The organism is Paenibacillus sp. JCM 10914, from assembly GCF_001315105.1.
GTDB lineage: Bacteria > Bacillota > Bacilli > Paenibacillales > Paenibacillaceae > Paenibacillus_AQ.
In genome coordinates, this window is sequence record NZ_BAZR01000005.1 from 196,279 (window position 1) to 219,105 (window position 22,827).

Sequence of the window (22,827 nt, forward strand, 5' to 3'; positions counted from 1 at the left end):
AATAAAATAAGGAGGCTCTTAGAAAATGATTATAATAGCTGGAAAATTATACGTGGCCCCGGAGCACCGGGAAAAATATTTGGCTAGCTTGGAGGACTTGATCCTAACTTCACGATCCAGGGAAGGCTGCTTGGACTTTATCATTGCAGCAGATCCGATGGAGTCAGGTCGGATAAATCTGTTTGAACAATGGGAGTCGGAAGAGCATTTGAGGCGGCATCAAGCTGTGGCAAACCCGCCTAAACCCGTTGCCGATATTATAAGCGACACGGTTAAGAAATATGAAATCAGCAGCTGCGGACCGGTATTTCCATAACAGGGAAAAAGGACTCGAGCTGTTAGCCGCTACTGGTATGAAGAGGCCACCTGTTTATATTTCAGGTGGCCTTCTACGCGAATCGGATCAGCACACGAGTGCTCATCAGATGGCTTTTGTCGAATCATGAGAGATCGGGGCGATTATTTGCTGCTGGCAGCAGATAAATGCATCTAACAACACAATATGAACACATAGTAACCAGACCACTCGTACCGTTGGGGTGATACCAGTGTGCTCTAAGAAATGGTGCTTTATCATAGGATAGGCAAATAATGCTGTGAAAAAACAGGGCTATCGACATGAAATTCCTAATCATTCGACAAAATGATACAAAATTCGCTATAGACTCGACGACGTCAATTCCACTATGATAAATATTAAATAGTTTCGCACAAACTATTCTGAAAGCGCTATCTGAGAACTTCGCCGAATTGAAATCTTTAAGTTTAGGAGGGAATCCACCAAACCAGGCGTATAGCGAATCTGTTTATTAACAGAGTAGTAAGCGTGTTCATGATGCATTGTGCTTGAAGTGACAGTCGTTTAACATACATTTTACATTTCGTTAATATTTCCATGATCTAACGGTAGTATCATAGAGTTTGTCGGGAGCGGCGAACGGGCGTCATGGAACTTAAGGATAACGTAAATCGACTACACTCCTCAGGCAATTAGGAATTTGTTGATCTGGGAAATGGCAAGGGCGTTTGTCCGGTTCGTTTGTAACTAGGATGGAACAAATCCTATATTTTCAATGGTTCATTACAATTGAATAATTTGCTAGGGGTGGAGACGATGAGATAACCCAAAGTAGCAACTACTTTAGCTTTTATAGGAGGTGGTGGCTCTTAGGTTGCGCTCTTTTGACGTCTCTTTTTTTGTGCGCTTTTTAAGGGGTAGGTCGAACTAACATGGATTCAAGAGAACAGAAATGATGGGAAATGGTAACACCAGTTAGATTTGAAAGGGGACAGAGACTAGCAATGAAAAAGAAAACGTGGTTGTTGACACTATTGACCATATTCATGGTTATCAGCACGGCATGCGGAGGCAGCGGTGGCGGCAGTGGAGCTGCAGGCGGAGAAGTTAACCTGGACGACGTCGAAGCGGCTTCCAGTGATCTGAAGGATGATACCACTCCGATTAAGATCCAGTATTGGCATGCTCACGGCGATGCGCAGTTGGAAGGCCTGAACTACATGATCGCGGAATTCCAGAAGAAATATCCTCATATTACGGTAGAACCGGTATTCCAGGGTGGTTATCCGGATCTGCACAAGAAATTGTCGGCGGCAGTAGCCGCGAACGATGTGCCAGCGGTAACGAACGTCGAAGTTGCATCTTTGGCTAACTTTGCGGATAGCGGCGTCTTCGCTGACCTCGGACCTTGGATTAAGCGCGACGAAGTGAAGATGGACGACTTCTCGCAGGGTATGATCAACGCTTATGCCTACAACGGTCAGCAGTTCGGCTTCCCGCTAATCGTAAGTACGAGTGTGTTCGTATACAACAAGACGATGCTGGACGAGCTCGGCGTAGAGCCGCCGCAGACTTGGGATGAAATCGAAGACTTCAATGCCAAGGTAGCGAAGCAGGAAGGCGGCAAAACGACGCGTTATGCCTTCTCCGTGCCAGGTTGGGATACTTGGTATTACGATCCTTGGAACATTAACGGTGGCGGTGCAATCCTGACGGAAGACCTGAGTGCTTCTGCGGTCGAGAACGAGGATTCCCTGCGTTACATCCAGAACTTCTACAAATGGCTGAACGATGGAAGCATTCATATGGGTTTTGGTAAAGGTGCCTCCGACAACATGCGTCAAATGTTCCTGAGCGGCGAGATCGCTATGGTTCAGCACTCCTCCGCTCTGCTCAAGATGTATTTGGAGAATGCAGACTTTGAAGTCGGCGTATCCTTCATTCCTGGTGACAAAATGCGTACCTCCAATATCGGCGGTGCCGGTATCGTGATGATGAACGGTGCAGAGGATCTCGAGAAGGAAGCGGCTTGGAAGTTTATTGAGTTTATGACCTCGGCTGAAGAGAATATCAAGTGGGCGGAATCGGTCGGATATCTGCCAACACGCAAATCAGCCATTGAGTCCGAAGAAGGCAAGCAGTATTTCGAAAGATGGCCGCAATACAGCGCAGTGTTCGAGCACTTCGACGAAGTGACTCCTCGCATGCAGCACCCTGCATACCCAGAGTTCAGCGAAGTGTACAAGGAAGTCATCGGAGAGATGATTCTTAACCAAAAAGATCCCGCACCACTCATGCAGGAAGCAGCCAAGAAGATCAATGATATCCTGCTGACTATGAGTGATGCCGATGGAGACGAATAAAAAAACAACCAAAGCGGCGCCCGATCGGGCGACCGCTTCGGTCTCTAAAGGGATATCGCATACGTTAATCGAGAAGTGGAAAGACTTCTCGTTTGCCGTCCCGGCTCTGCTGTTTATGGGCGTCTTTTTGTATTACCCGTTGATTTATTCGATTTATATCAGTTTCACCAACTGGAATATGACCCGGCCAACGAAAAAGTTTGTGGGCGTGGATAACTATACTCGCTTATTGACGAATGAGGATTTCTATCAATCTTTGCAAGTTACGTTTCTCTACACGCTGATGGATGTCGTGTTCACGCTGGCGATCGGTTTGGCTCTAGCCTTGCTGCTCAACGTGTCGTCCTCTCGTTTGTTCGGATTCATGCGCGGCGTCATCTTTATGCCGTATTACGTATCGATGGTCGTTGCAGCCATGGTGTTTACCTGGATCTACAATGGCCAATACGGGCTGCTTAACCAGGTTGTATCCTGGTTCGGAATGAGTCCGGTGGAATGGTTGAACAATCCTTCAACGGCGTTGCCGGCACTTGTGGCGGTATCGGTCTGGAAGGGCATTGGCTTCGCGATGATTCTCTTTATCGCGGGTATGCGCGGCATTCCGGCCGAGTATTACGAGGCAGCATCGATTGACGGTGCCAGCCGCTTCCGACAGTTCCGCAACATCACACTGCCGTTGCTGTCGCCAATGACGTTATTCCTGGTCATTACGAGTTTCATCTCGTCCATGCAGGTGTTCCAGTCGATTGACGTTATGACGAATGGTGGTCCGCTCAAAGCGACCAACGCGATCGTGTACTGGATCTATACGATGGCATTCTCCGAGTTTAAGACGGGCAGGGCGTCTGCGCTGGTTATGATCCTGTTCGTGATTATATTGCTGTTAACATTGGTTCAATGGGTAGTCAGCAGGAAGAAGGTGCATTATGAGGGCTAATAGTCAGATGGCGGGTTCATCCCGGAATCGCAACATGTGGATGGCTATTCGCATCATCGCTGCGGTCGTTGTGACGCTGGTTATGTTCTTCCCGGTTTATTGGCTGGTTATCAGTGCATTCAAGACCCAAGCGGAAATGCGGATGGCGGTACCAACGTTCTGGCCGGAATCTTTTATGTTCGATAACTTCGTTCAGGCCTTTCAGGTCATTCCGTATGCTCGTTTCTTCAGCAACACGCTGATCATGGCTGTAGGAACGATCATTCTTCAGTTGAACGTGGCTCTCATGGCGGCCTATGCTTTTGCCAAGGGGCAATTCTGGGGACGGGATGCATTGTTCTTCCTCGTGCTGGCCGCACTGATCGTGCCGGAGCAGGTTATCTTCGTTCCGGTATACGTGATGATGTCTAAGCTGGATTGGTTGAACACGTTCTGGGCACTCATTGTACCGCACGGTGCGTCAGCCTATGCGATCTTCTTGCTCCGGCAAGCGTTCAAGTCGATTAACAATGATGTGCTGGAGGCAGCACGAGTGGATGGGGCCGGTCGCTTTTCCATTCTGTACAAGCTGCTCTTCCCCATGCGATGCCAACGATTGTTACGATGGGCGTTTTAATCTTTATCTCATCGTGGAACTCTTATTTCTGGCCGCTTATCATGACTAATAATAATGATATGCGTGTCTTAACGGTAGGAATTGCGATGCTGCGGGATTCAATTGCGGGTAATGAAGCAATGTTCTTCAATGTCATCATGGCATCCAGTGTGATGGCAATCATCCCGATCGTCATCGTGTTTACCGTAATGCAGAAGCATATCGTAGCCGCGATGGCGAACTCGACATTTAAATAACACCACGAATTCAGTGCTCGAAAGTTCATTAAGCATAAGAGATGGAGGATTCAATCATGGAAGTACGGGGATTGGCACATCGAGGTTATCCGCTGAAATATCCGGAGAATACGATGCTTGGTTTTCAGAAGGCGTTAGAGTTGGGCTTCTCACACATAGAACTGGATGTACAGCTCACGAAGGACGGTGTGCCGGTTGTCATTCACGACGCGACGGTAGATCGTACCACGAATGGAACAGGAGCGATACAATCATTTGCGTTCGAGGAGATCCGCCAATTGGATGCAGGTTCCGGTGAGAAGATACCGACTTTAGAAGAAGTCCTGCTCTTCGCGAAGGATCGGATGCAGGTTGATATCGAATTGAAGCAAACAGGAGATACGTATCCTGGTCTGGAGCAGAAGGTTATTGATGTAATTAAGCAGACGGGGATGGAGAAGCAGGTATTCCTGACCTCCTTCGATCATTATTCCATTCAGAAAGCGCGCAGCATCGATCCTGATATCGAGCTTGGACTCGTGATCTACGGGGCAACGCCATCGATTTTCCCGTTTATGGAGGAGATCGGCGCGCGTTATATTTCGGTGAAATATGTATACGTTACACCTCACTTTATCGAGGAGGTACGCAAACGTGGTTATCAGCTCGTGCTGTGGACACCTGATGATGAGCCGTGCTGGAATCACTGGCTGAGTACTCCGATGTACTGATCGTGACGAATAATCTGGAGGGATGGGCGAAAGTCTACAAGGAGAAGAATGTCCTGAGTAAACAAGCCGGCAATATGTAGTTCATATTACGGATCTGCCTGCACTCGTTGCGGGCAGATCTTTTTTAGTGACATGCATGGTGTGATAACCGGAAAGAATAGTATAAATTGTTTTTTCGATTGACCTGCGGATTGTCCGATAGAATAGAATTCGCATTAGCGACAATTGTCCGTATATATAGAGATACAAGGAGGATACGGTTTTGGATATGGGAGTGGGGCCAAGTACGGCCAAGATTGATTTAAGCAAGATAAAGAGAGGGCCGATTGTTGCCGCACTGATTATTGGCGCGTTCGTTTCCATCTTGAATGAGACGCTGCTGAACATAGCTTTTCCAAGCTTGATGCTGCAATTCGGGATTGGAGAATCCACCGTTCAGTGGTTAGCTACTTCTTACATGCTGGTTGTCGGTATTCTGGTGCCGATAACAGCGATGCTTCAACTTTGGTTTACAACAAGGCAGATGTTTATCGGTGCCATGTCATTATTCTTAATAGGTACTATTATATGCGGGTTCGCGCCGGTATTTGGCGTGCTGCTGCTTGGTCGAGTGTTGCAAGCGATCGGTACCGGCTTGATGCTGCCGGTATTGATGAATACCATACTTAGCATTTATCCTCCGCAGAATCGTGGAGCCGCGATGGGGATGATCGGGCTCGTCATTATGACAGCTCCAGCGATTGGGCCGACATTGTCCGGGCTGATCGTGGATGCGCTGAGCTGGCGCTGGTTGTTCTACTTGGTAATCCCTTTGGCTGCATTCTCCATCTTGTTTGCAGCGATCTTCCTGAAGAACGTAACCGAGTTGACGAAGCCGAAAGTGGATTTTGTATCCATTATTCTGTCAACCGTAGGTTTCGGTGGAATTGTATATGGCTTCAGCAGTGCTGGAGAGAGAGGGTCATGGTCTGATCCTGTCGTTGTGTGGTGCATCGTAGCCGGCGTAATCAGCTTACTGTTGTTCGTTCGTCGACAATTGACGGTGAAGGAACCGATGCTGGATCTGCGCACCTTCAAGTTTCCGATGTTCTCACTCGTTACTGTGCTCATGCTCGTCTTGATGATGAGTATGTTCTCTACGATGATCATGCTGCCATTGTTCCTGCAGAATGCCCTAGGTTTGACGGCGCTAGCCGCAGGTTTGGTTATGATGCCGGGTGGAATCATCAACGGGATTATGGCGCCTATTACAGGTAAACTGTTTGACAAGTTCGGACCGAAAGTGTTGATTAGACCGGGCTTGCTGCTGCTCTGCCTTGCAATCTTCCTGTTCTCACGGATCGATTCGTCCTGGAGCGGTGGTTATGTGATCTTCCTGCATGTTATGATGATGATAGGGATTTCGATGGTGATGATGCCAGCGCAGACGACCGCTCTGAATCAGTTGCCCCGGAAGTTGTATCCACACGGTACAGCGATCATGAACACATTGCAACAGGTGGCGGGAGCTGTCGGGATGGCACTCTTTATTAGTATCATGTCTGCAGGCTCTAAAAAATATATTGAAACAACCGGGGATCAGAATTTAGTAGAAGCCATGGTTGCAGGCCTTCATAATTCCTTTGTAACCGGGCTGGTATTGGCTATTATTGCCTTGGTGTTGGGCTTCTTCATCAGACGTACAACATCACCGGAAGAAGAAAAGTCCGCCGTATAAGGTTCCCGTGTGTTCAATTAAGAAAGGAATGCATGCATGCCGAAAGAGAATGACGAGTTAGGTCAGAAAATTCTGGATACGGCTCAAGCTTTATTTGACCAATATGGGGTCGAGAATGTGTCCATGCATCAAGTCGCCAAGACAGCGTGTATCGGGCAAGCGACCCTGTATCGGCGTTATCAGAGCAAGAGTAAAATTTGCTTTACACTGATGGAAGCCAAGATCGATGACTTCATAGAAGAGCTGGATCGTTATCTTTGTGACAGCGGCGAAGAACCGACTGCACATCGTTTGCGGACCGTAATGACCAGGGTCATCCTTCATTTCAATAAAGATTTGGAGTGGCTGAGGGTGATGCTTACATCTGATCGGCTGGAGGATACGAAGAATAATCTGTGTGAGAATCCACCTTTCCGATATTTGCGCATCCAGATCAAGTGTCTGTTGGAAGATGCGGCGGAGCGGGGCGAACTATCACCGCTTGATCCGCACTTCACTTCCGTTATGTTGGCATCGCTGCCGCGGGCGGACATTATCCTCTACTTGCGTGACATGGGCTACGATGCCCAGCAGATCGCGGAGGAATATTGCAGAAGCTTCGTGGATCCGTTGTTTGTGGAGCGCTCATCCTCAGCTTCTTAGCAAATATGGAACATCATCATAATCGAAAAATAAGAACGCGTACAATGGATGTAGCATCCGTCGTACGCGTTTTTGTTGTCCGTGCCCCATCGCTTCCTTAGTGATACAACGGGGGAATCGGAATTTCCTTGTCATAGATCGTAATGTTCAGCTTCATCTGATCATTGAGGGAAGCGAAGAACACCTGATCCAGCGGAACTCCGTGCTGCACAAGCTGTTTCTCCAGCCATTGTTGGGACAGGTTCAGCTTCTCGAGAGTAATGGTCTGCATCCGGCCTTCCTTAATGATCGCGTAGGAGAGACCCGAGTCCTGGCGTTTCAACTTCAGATCCTCCAGGGTTACGGTGGTTTTCTCCAGCTTTTTCATGACCGATAATGTTCCGTTGGGCTCTAATACCGCCATGTCGACGCCTGAAATATCAAAAATCTGTTCCTCGCGCAGCATCTGCAGGATATTATCGATCGAGTAGCGGGCTTTCTTCAGATTCGTATGTATGAACTGACCGCTCTTTACGACGATGATCGGCTCGAATGTGATCCATTTGCCGAAACGCCGGTTTTTGATGAGCAGGTAGGAGACGGTTTTTTGCAGGACACCGATGGCAACAATCGCAAAAGCAGTAGGTAGATGGTGGATTGAGGGGTCTGCGATATCCGCACCGATGACCGAACCCAGGGAGAGAATAATAATATAGTCAAAGACGGGTAACTCCCCTACGGAACGCCGTCCCATAAAGAGCGTGACACCTAGCAAGAGTGGATAGATGGTGGCTATGCGGCCGAGGACGATCAACATATCTTTTAACATCTCCATGGGGTTCATCCTTTCCGCCTATGTCAAGCTACTTATGAGGGTTCGCCGATCGTTAGTAAAATATGTATCGTAACCGCGTCTTCCCTCGTAACAGGCAGGTATAATCCGGCACGGAGGCGAATAGTGTACAACAAAATCGTCCGAAACGGATGGAGGGAAGCGCATGAAGCGCAGCTTGATCAATTCGCCGTATACATTCTCACTCGGGATGTTTGCCATGATGGTGCCCAGTCAGGCGTTCAGTTCCTTTTACATCTTTTTTTACGTGGATACATTAGGTCTTGGGATCGGATTGGCTTCGCTGGCACGTACGATATTTCTGATCTGGGATGCAGTTAACAACCCGTTGATGGGCTTTTGGTCAGATCGAACGAAGACCAGATTCGGGCGTCGCAGGCCGTGGGTATTCGGTGCCATTCCGTTGTTCATGTTAACCTTCGTCCTCGTATTCTCGCCGCCGGCCGGACTATCGCAGAACGGGCTGTTTATGTGGTTTGTGATCGCACTGATCTTGTATGAAGCGGTAGCAACGGTACTATGGGTGAACTATGGAGCACTGTTCCCGGAGCTGTTCCGGGGAGATCGGCTGCGTGCGAAAGCTTCGGCCATCCAGCAGGGATACCAAGTGGTTGCGCTTCTGATCGGAACAGCATTGACGCCTATAATCTATGATGCGCTCGGCTTTTCGAATATGTCGATCATTTATGCAGTGCTCTTCGGGGTGTTCATGTTTCTCTGCATGCTTCATGTGCAGGAGCAAGAGGAGAATTCGGCAGGGAACCAGCTCGGACTGGTGGAAGCGTTCCGGCACACACTCAGCAATAAGAAATTTTGGGTGTTTAATATCTCGAATTCCTTTGCCCAGACCGTGAACGGCCTTATTAGCTCAACCATTCCCTTTTATGCCAAGTACGTGCTGAAGATTCCGGGTGATCAGGTATCCATTCTGCTCGCCTCCGTCTTCGTATCGGTTATCCCGCTCGTGTTCGTATGGTACTGGATGATTCGCCGCATGGACGGAGTCAAGGCATGGCGATTGTCACTGGCTGTATACGCTGTTTCGGTTATCCCGCTCTGGTTCGGCTTTAATCTGATCAGCGGTATTCTGGCGGGAATCGGGGTAGGGTTCGGATTGGCAGGATTCTTGGTAACACCGGCGATTGTAGGCGGCCGAATCATCGATGAAGATGCCCAGCGGACCGGTCAGCGTAGGGAAGGGATCTACACAGCCGTTAGCGGTTTTATAACCCGTTCGAGTGGACTGATCTCCGCCGTGGCGTTTCTGATCGTTAGTCTCGTATTTGGATATGAGAGCGGGGATAATCCCGGGAGCGACCCGGAAGCAACCTTCCGGTATTTAATCAGCGTTATTCCGTTTGGTCTCTTGCTGCTCTCGTTCCTGTTATCTTTTCTGACGAGGATCGAATTCTCAACAACGACTGGAGGTAAGCATGACCATGACGCGACGATTGATCATCAATTGTGACGATTTCGGACAAAGCCAGGCAATGAATCAGGCGATCATGCATCTGCTGGATGAGAACAAAGCTTCTTCGGCGACGATTATGACCGTGGCCCCGGGTTTTGAAGAAGCAGCCGCCTGGGCAGCGCGCCGGAAGCAGCGAAATATTGGACTGCACCTGACGCTGACCAGCGAGTTCGAAGCTTTGCGCTGGAGCAGCCTGACCGGTCATTCCTCGCTGCACGATGATAGCGATCACCAATATCAGACGGTGAAGGCGTTTGAGGAGGGGGCAGAGACGGGCGCGGTGCTAAAGGAGCTTGAGGCACAGTACCAACGTGCACGGCAAGCGGGCATCCAGATCAGCCATATCGATAACCACATGGGGAGTTTGTATGGCATGGAAACCGGAAGAAGCCTGATCCCGCAAATGTTATGGAAGACCGCGCGCTGGGGACTGCCTGCACGGCTATTCCGCTATATCTATCCTGGCGATCCATTACTAAGTTCGTTGCAGAACCTTGAGCGCCCTGTAGCTCTGGCATCTGGTCTAGCGGATACATTCGGCGTGGCCATTCCGGATTACTTGCTCTCGCATCCCTTTCCGTTAGTGGAGGGAGAGACCTACGATAGTTTCAAGAAGTCGATTATTGCGAAGTTGTATGTGCTGCCTGAAGGGGTGAGCGAAACCTACGTTCATCCAGGTGCTGAAGACGCGTGGATGCGGGCCCATATTCCGAATTGGGAGAAGCGCGTATGGGAGTATCGCCTGCTGCTTGATGAGGACTTTGCTTACGGTTTGCGGGACGCCGACGTTATCCTGACGGATTACCGATATGTCGAGGAGCATTGCAAGCGGCCGCGGTTGCAATCGGCGATCAAGCTCATGAAAGTTATAGCGGCTAAGCCATGATTAATCTAAATAGCGCAACAGACTGCGGCGGCACCGGCAGGGTCTGTTGCGCTATTTAAGTACATTGAGCTTGCTCCGCCATATGTTAACTTACAGTATTACTCCCCAGATTCAGTTTCCAACTGAACGATCTGCTTCTTGTATTCGTCCAGAAGGTTCGCTAGCGCCTCTTTAATGGCGTCCGAATCTTTCGATTCAACCGCTTTGAACAGGTCCATTCTTGCATGAATGAACGAGCGGCTCTCATCGCTGATGGCTACAGCCGACAAGCTAACCTCCTTGCCCTCAAGCAGTTCGTATTGAACGCTGTCGGCACTCGCTTTAACTGGCTGTACGGCCGTGAAGGCTCCGTCTTTCGCAGATGCCACGGCATCATTGATCTTGGCCACGCTGAAGAACGTGTCTCCCTTAATCGCCTTAACGCCATTCAGGTTCTTAGTTTCTTTCCAGTCCTTAAAGTCTTTGACATCTGCCGCTGAGATTTCAAGGGTTATGGATTCGGCAAACTCGCCTTCAGGCAGCGCTACCCCTGCAAGATCATGGATCCTGACCACCGGCTGGGTTTCCGCAAAATGTAACCCGTCCTCAGTTCCAGCCAACTCGTCATATTTCTTCAGCGCCTCTTTCCAATCCTTCACCGTATCCGGCGCGTATTTCTCGGCTAATTCGAGCGGACTTTGGAAATGGCCGATGGTTGTCGATATTGCCTGGACCCCCTCAATATTTAGGGACGGTGCAGTGCTCACCGCATCGTTGCCAGCAGCATGCACCGGAACGGCAGCCACGGAGAGCAGCGCAGCAGACAGCGCGAGTTTACCAAAAAGCTTGTGTTTCATTGTACAACACTCCTTATCAGGTTTGGTTTGTCTTACAGTACCCAGTGTACGGGCCAGTATTGGCAGAACATTGGTGTATTTGTGGAAAAACAATGGCATTCCCCCAATCGCTGTCCTGCGCTTGGTATACTTGGAGGAGATTAAGCATGGAGGTACAGGATGAATCATAACTACCTCATCGCCGTTGTGGACGATGATCAACATATTCGCAATCTAGTCGAAGCTTATCTTCGCAAGGAGGATTACCGCACCGTAGGACTCGAAACAGCGGAGGAAGCGTGGGAGATGTGGAGACAAAGCCCTCCGGATATGTGGGTGCTGGACATCATGCTGCCCGGCATGGATGGATTCGAATTATGCCGGCGAATCCGTGCGGAGGCCGAAGTCCCCATTATCATGATCTCGGCAAAGGATAGCGAAGTAGATAAGATACTGGGGCTTGAACTGGGCAGCGATGATTACATGGTCAAGCCCTTCAGTCCGCGCGAGTTGGTAGCCCGGGTTAAGCGGCAATTGAACCGCTGGTATAAATTCAACCGTGCGGAAGGAACAACCAGCGTGCTTGGCACTTCGATACCCTTATCCAATGGGAGACTTCAACTCTTGCTGGATGAAAGACGCGTGTTTTGGAATGGCGAGGAAGTGGACATGACGAATAAGGAGTTTGAAATGCTGAAAGTGTTCACCGAGAACCCGAATCGTGCGTTTACGCGCGATGAGTTATTGACCGCCGTGTGGGGTGATGACTATTTCGGGAGTGATCGGGCGGTAGACCATCTGATCAAGCGAATCCGCAAAAAAATGGAGCATTTGCCGGTAGAAGCGATCTGGGGACACGGCTATCGGATGCGAACCGATGGGGAGGAGTAATTCGATATGAAGCTGCTGCATCAAATCAATCTTGCGTTTGCGTTGATGCTTATTATGGTGCTTTCGGTGACGGCGGTAGTTATTCATTTTGTACTGCTGGATCACTTCATTGGCACGCAGAGGAAGGATATGCAGACCATGGGGGCTGAGCTTACCGCGAAATTAGAGTCGGCTGCCGCACAGAGCATTCCGTTTGAAATGACGCAGCTGCCTGTGAGCGGGGTCATAGCTACCCCCATGGCCGAAGTTGAGGCGATCATTCGCGACCCACAAGGCAACTTGGTTGCTTCAACGCCGATTAGCTCTACGTCAGCGGTACAGTTCAATTCTGTTACAACGGCACAGCCGTTAAATATGAACCATTCGGAGGCAACAGGCGAGTTTCTGAGAAACGATATGTTTCTCACGGAGGTCAGCGTTGTTCCGCAGGGTACACTTACCCTCATCACGCCAATCGCCAAGATCAAAGCGATCGAGCAGGCGCTGCTCGGCCGGCTGCTGCTAATCTTCGGTGCTGGCGCCATGATGATGTTGATACTCAGCCTGTTCATTACCAAGAAATTCATAAAGCCGCTTATGCTGCTGCAGGAGGAACTGAAGAAGGCGAAGCAGCGGCAGTTCTCAAGCGTTCAGCGAGTTGCGGCAAGTGGAGAGCTTGGAAGCGTGGCCGATTCGGTCTATGAGATGGCAGGAGAGCTTGATCGCTATAACCATGCGCAGAAGCAGTTTTTCCAGAACGCTTCCCATGAATTGAAATCTCCCTTGATGTCGATCTCCGGTTATGCGGAGGGGATTCGGGATGGGGTGTTTGAAGGGGACGACGTTCGCAAGGGGCTGGATATCATCATGAGCGAGAGCAGCAGAATGAAGAATATCGTCACCGAGATGACGCTGCTGGCGAAGCTGGACAGTGAAGATGATATATTCAAAGCGACGGCGGTTAACCTGAAAGAGCTCGTGGAAGAAGCTATCGAAAGAATGAACCCTGTGCTCGTAAAAAAAGGTCTGTTCGTTCATCCAACCTATATGCAGCATGATGCCTTAATCGTTTATGCTGACCGTGACAAACTGCTGCAAGCTCTGCTGAACATCGTATCGAACGGGGCCAGACATGCCAGTAAGCATATTTACATCCAGGCCGGAATTGAACAGGGGCGCGTCGTATTGAACGTTGCCGATGACGGGGAAGGAATTGCCGAGGATTTGCTGCCGAATTTGTTTCATCGCTTCGTGAAGGGAAAGAATGGCGAGTCAGGGCTTGGGTTGGCGATTTCCAGAGCTATCGTAGAGCGATGCGGAGGTCTTATTACAGCAGCCAATCGCGAAGAAGGAGGGGCCGTCATTTCACTGGGATTCCCTCCGTATCGAGGAAGGCTTATATAGATAAGCTTTTTTCCTTACAAAAGACGTAAGCTATTGCGAACAGAATAAAGGATTTCGACATTGCAGGCAGAATTTTGTATATATCCGGGCATGCTGGATGATAACAGGATGAGCATGGATATATAAAAAATTCAAAAGGCGATGGTGATGTTGTCCATGGATATGCAGTATCGGGTAGAACGGGATTTTCTAGGGGAGAAGCAGCTTCCGGCAGCAGCTTATTATGGCATTAATACCGTGAGGGCCGTGGAGAATTTTCCAATCAGCGGGGTGCCGATCCACCCGGAATTGATCTCTGCGTTGGGTGAAGTCAAGAAAGCGACAGCACTCGCGAACATGGAGCTGGGATGCTTCCCAAGAATATAGGGGTTGCCATTACGGAGGCGGCGGATGAGGTTATTACCGGGTTCCTCCGTTCGGAATTCATTGTCGATTCCATTCAGGGCGGGGCAGGTACTTCGATTAACATGAATATGAATGAGGTCCTGGCTAATCGGGCTTTAGAAATTATGGGTAAGAAGAAGGCGGAATATTTCTATTGCAATCCTAACAATCATGTCAATATGTCGCAATCTACGAATGACGCCATTCCTACTGCTATTCGGATTGCCTCATTCCGATTGACTCAGGATTTGCTGATCGTATTTCGCACCTTGGTGGACGGGATTCGGGAGAAAGCGAGAGCGTTTGATGATGTGATTAAGATGGGTCGCACCCATCTTCAGGATGCGGTGCCGATCCGGCTCGGTCAGGAATTCGGTGCTTATGCCAATGTGCTAAGCCGTGATATTAAACGGATCGAGCGTGCGGCCGAAGGATTGCTTACCGTTAATATGGGCGCAACGGCGGTAGGAACGGGGCTGAATGCCACGCCGGAATATATGCAGAGCGTGGTGCAGCACTTGCACGAGCAGACAGGTTTTGCACTCGTGCAAGCAGAGGACCTGGTAGATGCCACACAGAATACGGATGCATATATGGAATTGTCTGCTGCACTGAAGGTCTGCGCGGTGAACATTTCGAAGATGTGCAATGATATTCGATTAATGGCATCCGGCCCAAGAGCGGGGTTGAATGAGCTGAATGTCCCTCCAAGACAGCCGGGTTCCTCGATTATGCCGGGTAAGGTTAATCCGGTTATGGCAGAGGTCATGAACCAGATCGCTTTCCAGGTGATCGGCAATGACCATACGATCAGCCTTGCTTGTGAGGCGGGACAGTTCGAGCTTAACGTCATGGTACCGGTAGCTGCCAACAATTTGATGCATTCCTTGAAGATCTTGAAGAACGGAATGGATGTATTCTATAAAAATCTGATGGTTGATCTCACGGCAAATAAAGAACGCTGCAAACACTTCGTGGATACAAGCTTCGGAATTATTACGGCGCTTAACCCTCATCTGGGCTACGATGTAGCGTCCAGACTGGTGAAGGAGGCGCAGAAGACGGGGCGAAGCATCCGCGAGATTATATTGGAACAAGGGCTGCTCACAGAAGAACAGATCTTGGTTATACTAGATCCATATAACATGACTTCGCCGGGTATTGCGGGCGAGGAGTTCCTGTTGAATCAGTAGCTTTTGCGTCGCAACCACCGGTCAAGGTCCGAGCCTTGGCCGGTTTTTTTGATGGAAACAAGTAGACGAGGGCAGGGGGGTTGGCGGTGGCTTCATATGTACAAACTTAAATAGGTGTATATTGAGTTGAATTTGTGCTAAATTATTATAGGTATTTTTAATGCTTGGACTACTAGATCAGCATCTAAAGGGAGGATTTATTCTTGGATTGGCAAGACATCCTATTTAAATTTGTAGGCGGTTTGGGGATTTTCCTGTTCGGTATCAAGTATATGTCAGACGGATTGCAGAAATCGGCGGGAGATAGAATGCGAGGTCTGCTTGAGAAATACACCTCGAACCCACTGCTCGGTATTCTGGTCGGTATCGGCGTTACGATTCTTATACAGTCTTCAACGGGAACAACGGTGATGGCTATCGGCCTGGTTAATGCAGGGCTGATGAAGTTAAGGCAGGCGATTGGTGTCGTACTGGGAGCTAATATTGGCACGACGATGACCGCGTTCATTGTCGGGATCAAGATTGAAGAGTATGCACTGCCTGTTATTGCGCTCGGTGTCATCATGATGCTGTTTATAAGCAAGAAGAAATTTCAGTATGCAGGGCAGATTGTGTTCGGCTTCGGGATGCTCTTCCTCGGCCTGTCTACGATGGGCGGCGGCGTGAAGCCGCTCAGGGAATTACCCGCCTTCATCGATATGATGACAACGTTATCCGAGTGGCCGATTCTTGGACTTGTCGTAGGTACTGTCTTTACGATGATCGTCCAGAGCTCTACCGCTACGATCGGTATTCTTCAGACGATTGCCGACGAAGGAATGGTCGATCTGTACGGGGCATTGCCGATCTTGTTCGGTGACAACCTGGGTACGACCATCACGGCAATGATGGCTGCAATCGGAACATCTGTGGCTGCCAAGCGAACGGCATTGGTCCATGTGACGTTTAATCTGGTAGGTGTAACGGTCTTCATGATCCTCTTAACCCCTGTTCATCATATTATTGAATGGTTGGGTCAAGGTGTGAATATCCGGATGCAGATTGCATACGCTCATGGGTTCTTTAACGTTATCAACACGCTCTACTTCATTCCGCTTATTCCGGCATTGGCTTGGTTTGTTACAAAGGCAATTCCGGGCAAAATGCAAGAGATTGAGTTTAAGGCCATCTATCTGGATGAACGCCTGCTAGCTACGCCAGCGATGGCATTCGGACAAGCCAAGCACGAGATTGTCCGCATGGGTCAGTTCGCCAAGGAAGCTCTGACCGACGCTTCGGAATACTTCTACAATCGGGATACCAAGGTGTCATTGCTAGCTTTGCAGAAGGAACAGCTCGTGAATGAGCTGAATCGCAAGATTACCGATTACATGGTCAAGATTCAGCAGCAGAACGGGCTAGCGGCTAACGAATCAGAGAAGGCTTCCGGATGGTTCCAGACGATTAGCGATATTGAGCGCATCGGGGATCATGCGGAGAATGTCGTGGAACTGACGGAGTTCAGTATTAATAACAAGGTCGAGTTCTCCGAGGATGCTAAGAAGGAACTGAAAGAGATGCTGACGATAGCCGATCAGGCGGTTGAGCGTGCGCTGTATGCCTTGGAGCATCATGACGTTGCGGCCGCCGAAGAGGTGCTTGTACTGGAGGGCCAGCTTGACGAGTTGGAAGTTCAATTCCGCAAGAGTCATATCCAGCGCCTGAATCAGAATCTATGTACAGGCAGCTCGGGCGCCGTGTATCTTGATCTTCTGAGTAACCTTGAACGTGTTGGAGACCATAGTAAGAATATTGCTCAATTCGTCATGCACGAACAGGAAATTTAATAAACTTTCATAGCAGCGCTGATGATGTGGATTCCTTACGACAGGAACGACAATCAGCGCTGCTTTTTTATCCTGCTGAACTAGGACCGGAAGCCTGTTCAGGACCCATGACACTTGCCAAATTCTCGGTAGCGGGTATGATTTAAATATCCGTAACGACCCGTTATAGGTTGCCATGGGCTCTGCGCGGAAATGGGAACGACGGGAGTGAAGGTCATGACGCGAAGCAGCCAGGCTGCTGCCATTCAGCAGATTCGAATCGGTATTATCGGAACGCAGACGATTGTTGACAAAATCATGAAAATCATCGAGACCTTCCCTTCCTTTGACCCTGTACCCCTGGTGTTCCAGGAAGAGGATGAAGCGCCCGCGCTGGCAGAACAAATCGGTCGTGAAGTTGAGGTGTTATTCCTCTCCGACCCTTCGTCGCAGCGTAAGGTGAAGGAATTGAACCGTATCATCATCCGGTACATTATGTGCCTGTCACGGATGCGGGCTTGTACAAAGCGTTATTTATTGCTCAGCAGAAGGGGATCATGGCTGGCGGCATATCAGTGGATACGTTGACGGAGACGATGGTGTACCGGACGTTGAAGGACTTGAATCTCCCATCGGTACAGGCCATTACATATGATGGACCGGTATATGCTCCCAAGGAATCGCTGATTGCATTCCATAAAGCCTATTACGAATCCGGGCAATGCTCCATCGCTTTGACGGGCTCCCAAGCGGTTGCACAGGCGTTAACGGCTCTGGGCATTCCGAACGAGTGGCTGCTCCCGTCGGATCAGGATATTGTCGTCTCGCTGGAGCGGGCGCTGCTCTCCACGTCATCGCGCCGGAGCAGGGAAGGTCAGATCGTGGTAGGCATGATTAATATAGATGATTTTGGAGCACAGGCGCTGCGGCGCAATAATGAGCATGAGGTGCAGAAGTTGAAGCTGGATATTCACCGGATGGTGCTGGATTATGTGGAGTCGCTGGATGGCTATTTCACGCATCTGGGCGGGGATGAATATTTATTCTTTACGACACGCGGCATATTCGAGCGCGAAACGGGCGGCTACAAGACGATTCCCTTAGCCAAGGACGTGAATAAGACGCATGGCATTTCGCTTAGCATCGGCATGGGCTTCGGTCCGTCGGCCAGCATGGCCGGTACGAATGCACGGATCGCGATGCGCAAATCGAAGGAAGTCGGAGGCAACGCCTGCTTCATCGTTAGAGAGGACGGGACGTTGATCGGTCCGCTAGAGATGGCGGACCCGGTACAAGAAGTGCTGTCCTTTACCGATGCGGAGTTGATTAAACGGGCAGAGGACGCGGGGATGACCAGTGCGTATTTGAGTAAACTGCTGAACCAGCGCGCCCGTTCAGGCAAATATGAATATAAAGTCCATGAGCTGGCGCATCTGCTGGATATTACGGTACGCAGCGCGCACCGTCTGCTGCAGACATGGTTGGATAACGACCTGGTCGAGATTTCGGGCATCGAGAAGGTACCGAGGGGAAGGCCGCGGCAGATATTCAGGTTCAGTTTTTTGGAATAGATGAGTGCTAAGTCTTCGCAAGATTAAGTCAACCAGTTCAACATACTGGTTGACTTTTTTCGTTCTTAATACGTTATGTACGATAATTTAAAGACAATTTAAAGATTTGTCTCTATATCAACTCGGCCTTTATGATGGAAAGGAATCAAAATCAAAGGAGGAGACGAACGATGTTAACCGTTGCACAATTGGAAGGAAGGCTGGCGGAGCCGTCGGAACAGCTTGTGGCGGATCTAGCTTCCTTGAAGGGGATATTCTCGTGCTGGGCGTAGGCGGCAAGATGGGACCGAGTCTGGCGAGGCTTGCTGCGAACGCAGTTCGCGAAGCTGGCGGGGGTAAGAAGATTATCGGGGTGTCCCGTTTCACGAACCAGGAGGCAAGGCGGGAACTGGAGGAAGCCGGTGTGTCGACGATCTCCTGCGACCTGTTGAATGATGCGGAGCTTCAGCAACTGCCGGACGCAGCGAACGTCATTTATATGGCTGGCAATAAGTTCGGAACGACCGGGCGGGAACATTTCACGTGGGCTATGAATTCTTATTTGCCCGGTCGTGTCGCCGAGAAGTACAAACAATCGCGGCTGGTGGTGTTCTCTTCAGGTAACGTTTATCCTTTCTCGCCGATCGGCAGCGGGGGCGTCAATGAGTCCGTGGCTCCGGAGCCGCTTGGGGAATACGCGCAGTCCTGTCTGGGCAGAGAGCGCGTATTTGAGTACTTCTCCCATCAGAACGGAACGCCCATGGCGATCTATCGCCTGAACTATGCGATCGATATGCGGTATGGCGTTCTGCATGAGCTGGCCAAGTCGATTCAGGAGGAGCGTCCTATTCACCTTGCGATGGGTCACGCGAATATAATATGGCAAGGGGACGCTAATGAGATGGCGCTGCGCTCGCTGAAGCATTGCAGCACACCGCCGGAGATTATCAATATCACCGGACCGGAAACGATGTCGATCCGCTGGGCTGCACAGGAGCTTGCCATACGCCTGGGCAAGGAAGTTGCGTTTACAGGCGTGGAATCCGAGACGGCGCTGCTGAATAATGCTTCGAAATCCCATCAACTGTTCGGATACCCGAAGGTTTCGCTGCTGCAGATGATCGATTGGACGGCCGAATGGGTGCAGTCCGGCGGCGAAAGTTGGAATAAACCGACGCACTTCCAAGAGAGAAAGGGGAAATTCTGATGGGCAGACAGGTTACAAGTACTGCTACATTAACCCCTGAGCAGCGGAAGGCGCTCCAGGAAGGTCTGGTTATCCCGGCACATCCCCTGGCTTTGGATGCGAACCGCAAGCTGGACGAGCGGCGTCAGCGGGCGTTGACGCGGTATTATGCGGCTTCCGGTGCAGGCGGCATTGCCGTCGGTGTTCACTCAACCCAGTTCGAGATTCGGGATAAGGGGGTCGATCTGTATGAACCCGTGCTGCGCCTGGCCATCGAGGAGGTTCGCCAAGCGGAGCTGACGCGTCCGTTCATTATGGTAGCCGGCGTTTGCGGCCCAACCGAACAGGCGCTAGAGGAGACCGCACTCGCCAAGAAGCTGGGCTATGATGCGGTACTGCTCAGCATGGGCGGTCTGGATGGCTGGAGCGAGCAAGAAATCTTAAAGCGTACGAAACAGATCGCACAGGCCATGCCTGTCATCGGGTTCTATCTCCAGCCATCGGTCGGCGGCAAGATCTTTTCCTTCGATTTCTGGCGTGCCTTTGCTGAAATCCCGAATATCGTGGCGATCAAGATGGCGCCGTTCAACCGTTATCAGACGATCGATGTCGTTCGTGCCGTCTGTTATTCCAGTCGGAGAGATGAGATCGCGTTATATACGGGCAATGACGATAATATCGTGAACGACTTGCTGACCACCTATCAGTTCCAGGTAGACGGAGTAACTGTAACCAAACCGATCGTGGGGGGGCTGCTGGGGCACTGGGCAGTCTGGACGCGAACAGCAGTGAAACTTCTGGAAGAGGTTAAGGCAGCCCGCCAAGACGATCGGATCGCCAAGGAGTGGCTGACGCGGAGCATTGAGGTAACGGATTCCAATGCTGCCTTCTTCGATCCGGCCCATCAGTTTGCGGGCTGCATCCCGGGCATCCATGAAGTGCTTCGCCGCCAGGGGTTGCTGGAAGGCATATGGTGCCTGAACCCGCATGAGACGCTGTCGCCAGGTCAAGCGGAGGAGATTAATCGGGTATATCGGGACTATCCGCATCTTCATGATGATGATTTTATACAAGAGCACTTGGAAGAATGGCTTTCGGACTGATACAATGAGTGCAGAATAGTCGAAAGTGGGGAATCGCGCATGCGGTTTAAAGATGTTTTCTCAATAATAGGGCCCAGTATGGTGGGGCCGTCTAGCTCCCATACCGCAGGCGCTGTGCGGATCGGAAGAGCTGCGCGGCGCATATTTGGAGCGTTCCCCGATCAGGCGGAAATCGTGTTCTACGGTTCCTTTGCCGAAACCTACCGCGGACACGGCACGGACCTGGCTGTTGTCGGGGGCTTGCTTGATTTTGCTACCGATGACATGAGGATTCGTCATTCGGTAGAGCTGGCGGAAGAGGCGGGGATAAGGCTCACGTTCAAAACGGCGCAGAACGTTGCCTTTCACCCGAACACCGTTTTGCTGAAGCTGAAAAACCAGGATCATGAAGATATCATCGCCGGCGCCTCTATAGGCGGTGGCAGCGTGGAGATGCTGCGGGTCAATGGTTTTGACGTCAAGTTTACGATGAACTATCCGGTTCTGCTCGTATTTCATGACGATACGCCTGGCATGGTCGCTCATATTACCAGGTTGCTGGAGAGCGGTGGGGTTAACATCGCTTATATGGACGTGGATCGCAAAGGTCGCGGCGGAGACGCGTTGACCGTGGTCGAGGCCGATGAGGCGGTCCCTGCCGAGCTGATGAAGCATATTGAAAGTCTGTCCAGCGTCAAACGTGTGGTGTTTGCGGATTTGACGGCAGAGGAGGCACAGTCATGAAGTTCTCAACATTAGATCAGATTATCGCTTGCTGTCGTGAAGATCAGATTACGATCGGTGAGTTAATGATAAGGGAGCAGGTTAAGGAGACGGGCAAGAGCAGAGAAGAGACGTTCAAGCAAATGTCCGATTACTACAACATCATGAAGGAAGCGGTTCATCGCGGGATCCATGAGCCCGTTCCATCGAAGAGCGGCCTGACCGGCGGAGACGCGGTTAGGGTCAGCGAATATATGAGCAGCGGCGTTCCGGCACTGGGGACCGAGGCGTGCACAGCGCTTGCGTATGCTTTATCCGTGTCCGAAGTGAACGCGTCCATGGGTCGCATCGTAGCAACGCCGACGGCAGGCTCCTGCGGGATTATCCCGGGCGTCTTTGTCAGCGCGCAGGAGCGTTTCGACTGGGACGATGAGCAGCTTGTGATGGGTCTGTTCAGCGCTGGCGCCATTGGCTACGTTATTGCCAACAATTCCTTCATCTCAGGCGCTGAAGGCGGCTGTCAGGCCGAGGTAGGGTCGGCGATTGGCATGGCGGCAGGTGCGCTGACTGAGCTCAGAGGAGGCACGCCGGAACAGGCTGTGCATGCAGTGGGGCTGGCGTTGAAGAATTCGCTTGGGCTTATCTGCGATCCCGTTGGCGGGCTCGTCGAAATTCCTTGCATCGTGCGCAACGGATTCGGCGCTGTTACCGCACTGGCCGCATCGGATATGGCCATGGCCGGTGTGCGCAGCGTGATCCCGTCGGATGAAGTCATCGACGTTATGCTGGAAGTAGGGACGGCTATGCCTTCCAAGCACCGAGAGACTGCGAAGGGTGGGCTTGCTCAGACACCGACAGGGAAGAAGATATTGAAAGACTTGTATGGCAAGGAAGGCAAGAAGCTTCGCGAAAAGGGCGCTAAGGGCAAAGGCCAGTCAAATAATTAAGCTGTGTCTGGGAAGCTCGGAAGTCAAGGTTTTTGACCCGGTATGTACATGAATCGAATTAGACTACGATCTACATACCGAGGTCATCCTCTTGGACAATTAAGTGAAAATATTCACAAAAAAGAATTTTACTCAAAGCAGAAGTGGGTGGGGAACCGGC

Annotated in this window: 16 protein-coding genes and 4 pseudogenes; 18 read left to right on the plus strand and 2 right to left on the minus strand. The window is 50.6% G+C overall.

What is annotated here, in order from left to right; translation table 11 throughout:
• The first annotated feature begins 25 nt into the window (after positions 1–25).
• The 7 genes and pseudogenes from JCM10914_RS09365 (at position 26) to JCM10914_RS09395 (ending at position 7,519) form a co-directional block, all read left to right on the plus strand.
• Positions 26–316 (plus strand): putative quinol monooxygenase, encoded by a 291-nt coding sequence (locus JCM10914_RS09365; protein ID WP_023960002.1) that lies wholly within the window; start codon positions 26–28, stop codon positions 314–316.
• Positions 317–1,302: 986 nt separating this feature from the next.
• Positions 1,303–2,661 (plus strand): ABC transporter substrate-binding protein, encoded by a 1,359-nt coding sequence (locus tag JCM10914_RS09370; protein WP_023960003.1) that lies wholly within the window; start codon positions 1,303–1,305, stop codon positions 2,659–2,661.
• A complete protein-coding gene (locus tag JCM10914_RS09375) occupies positions 2,648–3,598 on the plus strand; it encodes a carbohydrate ABC transporter permease (RefSeq protein ID WP_023960004.1) in 951 nt (316 codons plus the stop codon). The genes JCM10914_RS09370 and JCM10914_RS09375 overlap by 14 nt, the downstream gene beginning before the upstream one ends.
• A 286-nt stretch (positions 3,599–3,884) precedes the next feature.
• Positions 3,885–4,450: pseudogene (locus tag JCM10914_RS09380) on the plus strand (carbohydrate ABC transporter permease).
• A 56-nt stretch (positions 4,451–4,506) separates the two neighbouring features.
• Positions 4,507–5,160: a glycerophosphodiester phosphodiesterase family protein gene (locus JCM10914_RS09385; protein WP_023960007.1), complete on the plus strand. Its 654-nt coding sequence runs from the start codon at positions 4,507–4,509 to the stop codon at positions 5,158–5,160.
• A 268-nt stretch (positions 5,161–5,428) separates the two neighbouring features.
• Complete coding sequence (locus JCM10914_RS09390; RefSeq protein WP_370570230.1) at positions 5,429–6,877, plus strand: MDR family MFS transporter; 1,449 nt, start codon at positions 5,429–5,431, stop codon at positions 6,875–6,877.
• Between the two features lie 36 nt (positions 6,878–6,913).
• Positions 6,914–7,519, plus strand: coding sequence for a TetR/AcrR family transcriptional regulator (locus JCM10914_RS09395; protein ID WP_023960010.1), 606 nt, complete (start codon positions 6,914–6,916; stop codon positions 7,517–7,519).
• A gap of 97 nt (positions 7,520–7,616) precedes the next feature.
• On the opposite strand, the gene JCM10914_RS09400 is transcribed toward JCM10914_RS09395, so the two are convergent.
• Positions 7,617–8,333 (minus strand): DUF421 domain-containing protein, encoded by a 717-nt coding sequence (locus JCM10914_RS09400; protein WP_023960011.1) that lies wholly within the window; start codon positions 8,331–8,333, stop codon positions 7,617–7,619.
• A gap of 163 nt (positions 8,334–8,496) precedes the next feature.
• On the opposite strand from JCM10914_RS09400, the gene JCM10914_RS09405 reads away from it, so the two are divergent.
• A complete protein-coding gene (locus tag JCM10914_RS09405; protein ID WP_023960012.1) occupies positions 8,497–9,819 on the plus strand; it encodes an MFS transporter in 1,323 nt (440 codons plus the stop codon).
• Entirely contained in the window at positions 9,791–10,708 is a 918-nt protein-coding gene (locus JCM10914_RS09410) for a polysaccharide deacetylase family protein (RefSeq protein ID WP_052019695.1), read from the plus strand. The genes JCM10914_RS09405 and JCM10914_RS09410 overlap by 29 nt, the downstream gene beginning before the upstream one ends.
• A 98-nt stretch (positions 10,709–10,806) precedes the next feature.
• On the opposite strand, the gene JCM10914_RS09415 is transcribed toward JCM10914_RS09410, so the two are convergent.
• The gene (locus tag JCM10914_RS09415) at positions 10,807–11,544 is read right to left on the minus strand and encodes a hypothetical protein (RefSeq protein ID WP_023960014.1); all 738 of its coding nucleotides are present in this window, start codon (positions 11,542–11,544) and stop codon (positions 10,807–10,809) included.
• Between the two features lie 159 nt (positions 11,545–11,703).
• On the opposite strand from JCM10914_RS09415, the gene JCM10914_RS09420 reads away from it, so the two are divergent.
• The 9 genes and pseudogenes from JCM10914_RS09420 to sdaAA all read left to right on the plus strand — a co-directional run bounded on the left by JCM10914_RS09420 (position 11,704) and on the right by sdaAA (position 22,667).
• Positions 11,704–12,414 (plus strand): response regulator transcription factor, encoded by a 711-nt coding sequence (locus JCM10914_RS09420; RefSeq protein WP_023960015.1) that lies wholly within the window; start codon positions 11,704–11,706, stop codon positions 12,412–12,414.
• Positions 12,415–12,420: 6 nt separating this feature from the next.
• On the plus strand, positions 12,421–13,797 hold the full coding sequence (locus JCM10914_RS09425; RefSeq protein WP_023960017.1) for a cell wall metabolism sensor histidine kinase WalK: 1,377 nt from the start codon (positions 12,421–12,423) through the stop codon (positions 13,795–13,797).
• Between the two features lie 147 nt (positions 13,798–13,944).
• Positions 13,945–15,374, plus strand: a pseudogene (gene aspA / locus JCM10914_RS09430) (aspartate ammonia-lyase).
• A 203-nt stretch (positions 15,375–15,577) separates the two neighbouring features.
• Entirely contained in the window at positions 15,578–17,200 is a 1,623-nt protein-coding gene (locus JCM10914_RS09435) for a Na/Pi cotransporter family protein (protein WP_023960023.1), read from the plus strand.
• Between the two features lie 216 nt (positions 17,201–17,416).
• Positions 17,417–18,750: pseudogene (locus tag JCM10914_RS09440) on the plus strand (hypothetical protein).
• Between the two features lie 170 nt (positions 18,751–18,920).
• A pseudogene (locus JCM10914_RS09445) lies at positions 18,921–19,936 on the plus strand (NAD-dependent epimerase/dehydratase family protein).
• Positions 19,936–21,018, plus strand: coding sequence for a dihydrodipicolinate synthase family protein (locus tag JCM10914_RS09450; RefSeq protein WP_023960031.1), 1,083 nt, complete (start codon positions 19,936–19,938; stop codon positions 21,016–21,018). Before JCM10914_RS09445 ends, JCM10914_RS09450 begins: the two are co-directional and overlap by 1 nt.
• 39 nt (positions 21,019–21,057) lie before the next feature.
• Positions 21,058–21,741, plus strand: coding sequence for an L-serine ammonia-lyase, iron-sulfur-dependent subunit beta (gene sdaAB / locus JCM10914_RS09455; RefSeq protein ID WP_036717507.1), 684 nt, complete (start codon positions 21,058–21,060; stop codon positions 21,739–21,741).
• Positions 21,738–22,667 carry an L-serine ammonia-lyase, iron-sulfur-dependent, subunit alpha gene (sdaAA, locus tag JCM10914_RS09460; RefSeq protein WP_023960035.1) on the plus strand — a complete coding sequence of 310 codons (930 nt, stop codon included), beginning with the start codon at positions 21,738–21,740 and terminating at the stop codon, positions 22,665–22,667. Before sdaAB ends, sdaAA begins: the two co-directional genes overlap by 4 nt.
• The last annotated feature ends 160 nt before the right edge of the window (positions 22,668–22,827 follow it).

Bases quoted from the DNA above. Each gene is read 5' to 3' on its own strand.
- JCM10914_RS09390 (WP_370570230.1), top strand. From the start codon at position 5,429: ATGGGAGTGGGGCCAAGTACGGCCAAGATTGATTTAAGCAAGATAAAG.
- JCM10914_RS09385 (WP_023960007.1), top strand. From the start codon at position 4,507: ATGGAAGTACGGGGATTGGCACATCGAGGTTATCCGCTGAAATATCCG.
- sdaAB (WP_036717507.1), top strand. From the start codon at position 21,058: ATGCGGTTTAAAGATGTTTTCTCAATAATAGGGCCCAGTATGGTGGGG.
- JCM10914_RS09370 (WP_023960003.1), top strand. From the start codon at position 1,303: ATGAAAAAGAAAACGTGGTTGTTGACACTATTGACCATATTCATGGTT.
- JCM10914_RS09405 (WP_023960012.1), top strand. From the start codon at position 8,497: ATGAAGCGCAGCTTGATCAATTCGCCGTATACATTCTCACTCGGGATG.
- JCM10914_RS09410 (WP_052019695.1), top strand. From the start codon at position 9,791: ATGACGCGACGATTGATCATCAATTGTGACGATTTCGGACAAAGCCAG.
- JCM10914_RS09365 (WP_023960002.1), top strand. From the start codon at position 26: ATGATTATAATAGCTGGAAAATTATACGTGGCCCCGGAGCACCGGGAA.
- JCM10914_RS09395 (WP_023960010.1), top strand. From the start codon at position 6,914: ATGCCGAAAGAGAATGACGAGTTAGGTCAGAAAATTCTGGATACGGCT.
- JCM10914_RS09375 (WP_023960004.1), top strand. From the start codon at position 2,648: ATGGAGACGAATAAAAAAACAACCAAAGCGGCGCCCGATCGGGCGACC.
- JCM10914_RS09450 (WP_023960031.1), top strand. From the start codon at position 19,936: ATGGGCAGACAGGTTACAAGTACTGCTACATTAACCCCTGAGCAGCGG.
- JCM10914_RS09400 (WP_023960011.1), bottom strand. From the start codon at position 8,333: ATGGAGATGTTAAAAGATATGTTGATCGTCCTCGGCCGCATAGCCACC.
- JCM10914_RS09420 (WP_023960015.1), top strand. From the start codon at position 11,704: ATGAATCATAACTACCTCATCGCCGTTGTGGACGATGATCAACATATT.
- JCM10914_RS09425 (WP_023960017.1), top strand. From the start codon at position 12,421: ATGAAGCTGCTGCATCAAATCAATCTTGCGTTTGCGTTGATGCTTATT.
- JCM10914_RS09415 (WP_023960014.1), bottom strand. From the start codon at position 11,544: ATGAAACACAAGCTTTTTGGTAAACTCGCGCTGTCTGCTGCGCTGCTC.
- sdaAA (WP_023960035.1), top strand. From the start codon at position 21,738: ATGAAGTTCTCAACATTAGATCAGATTATCGCTTGCTGTCGTGAAGAT.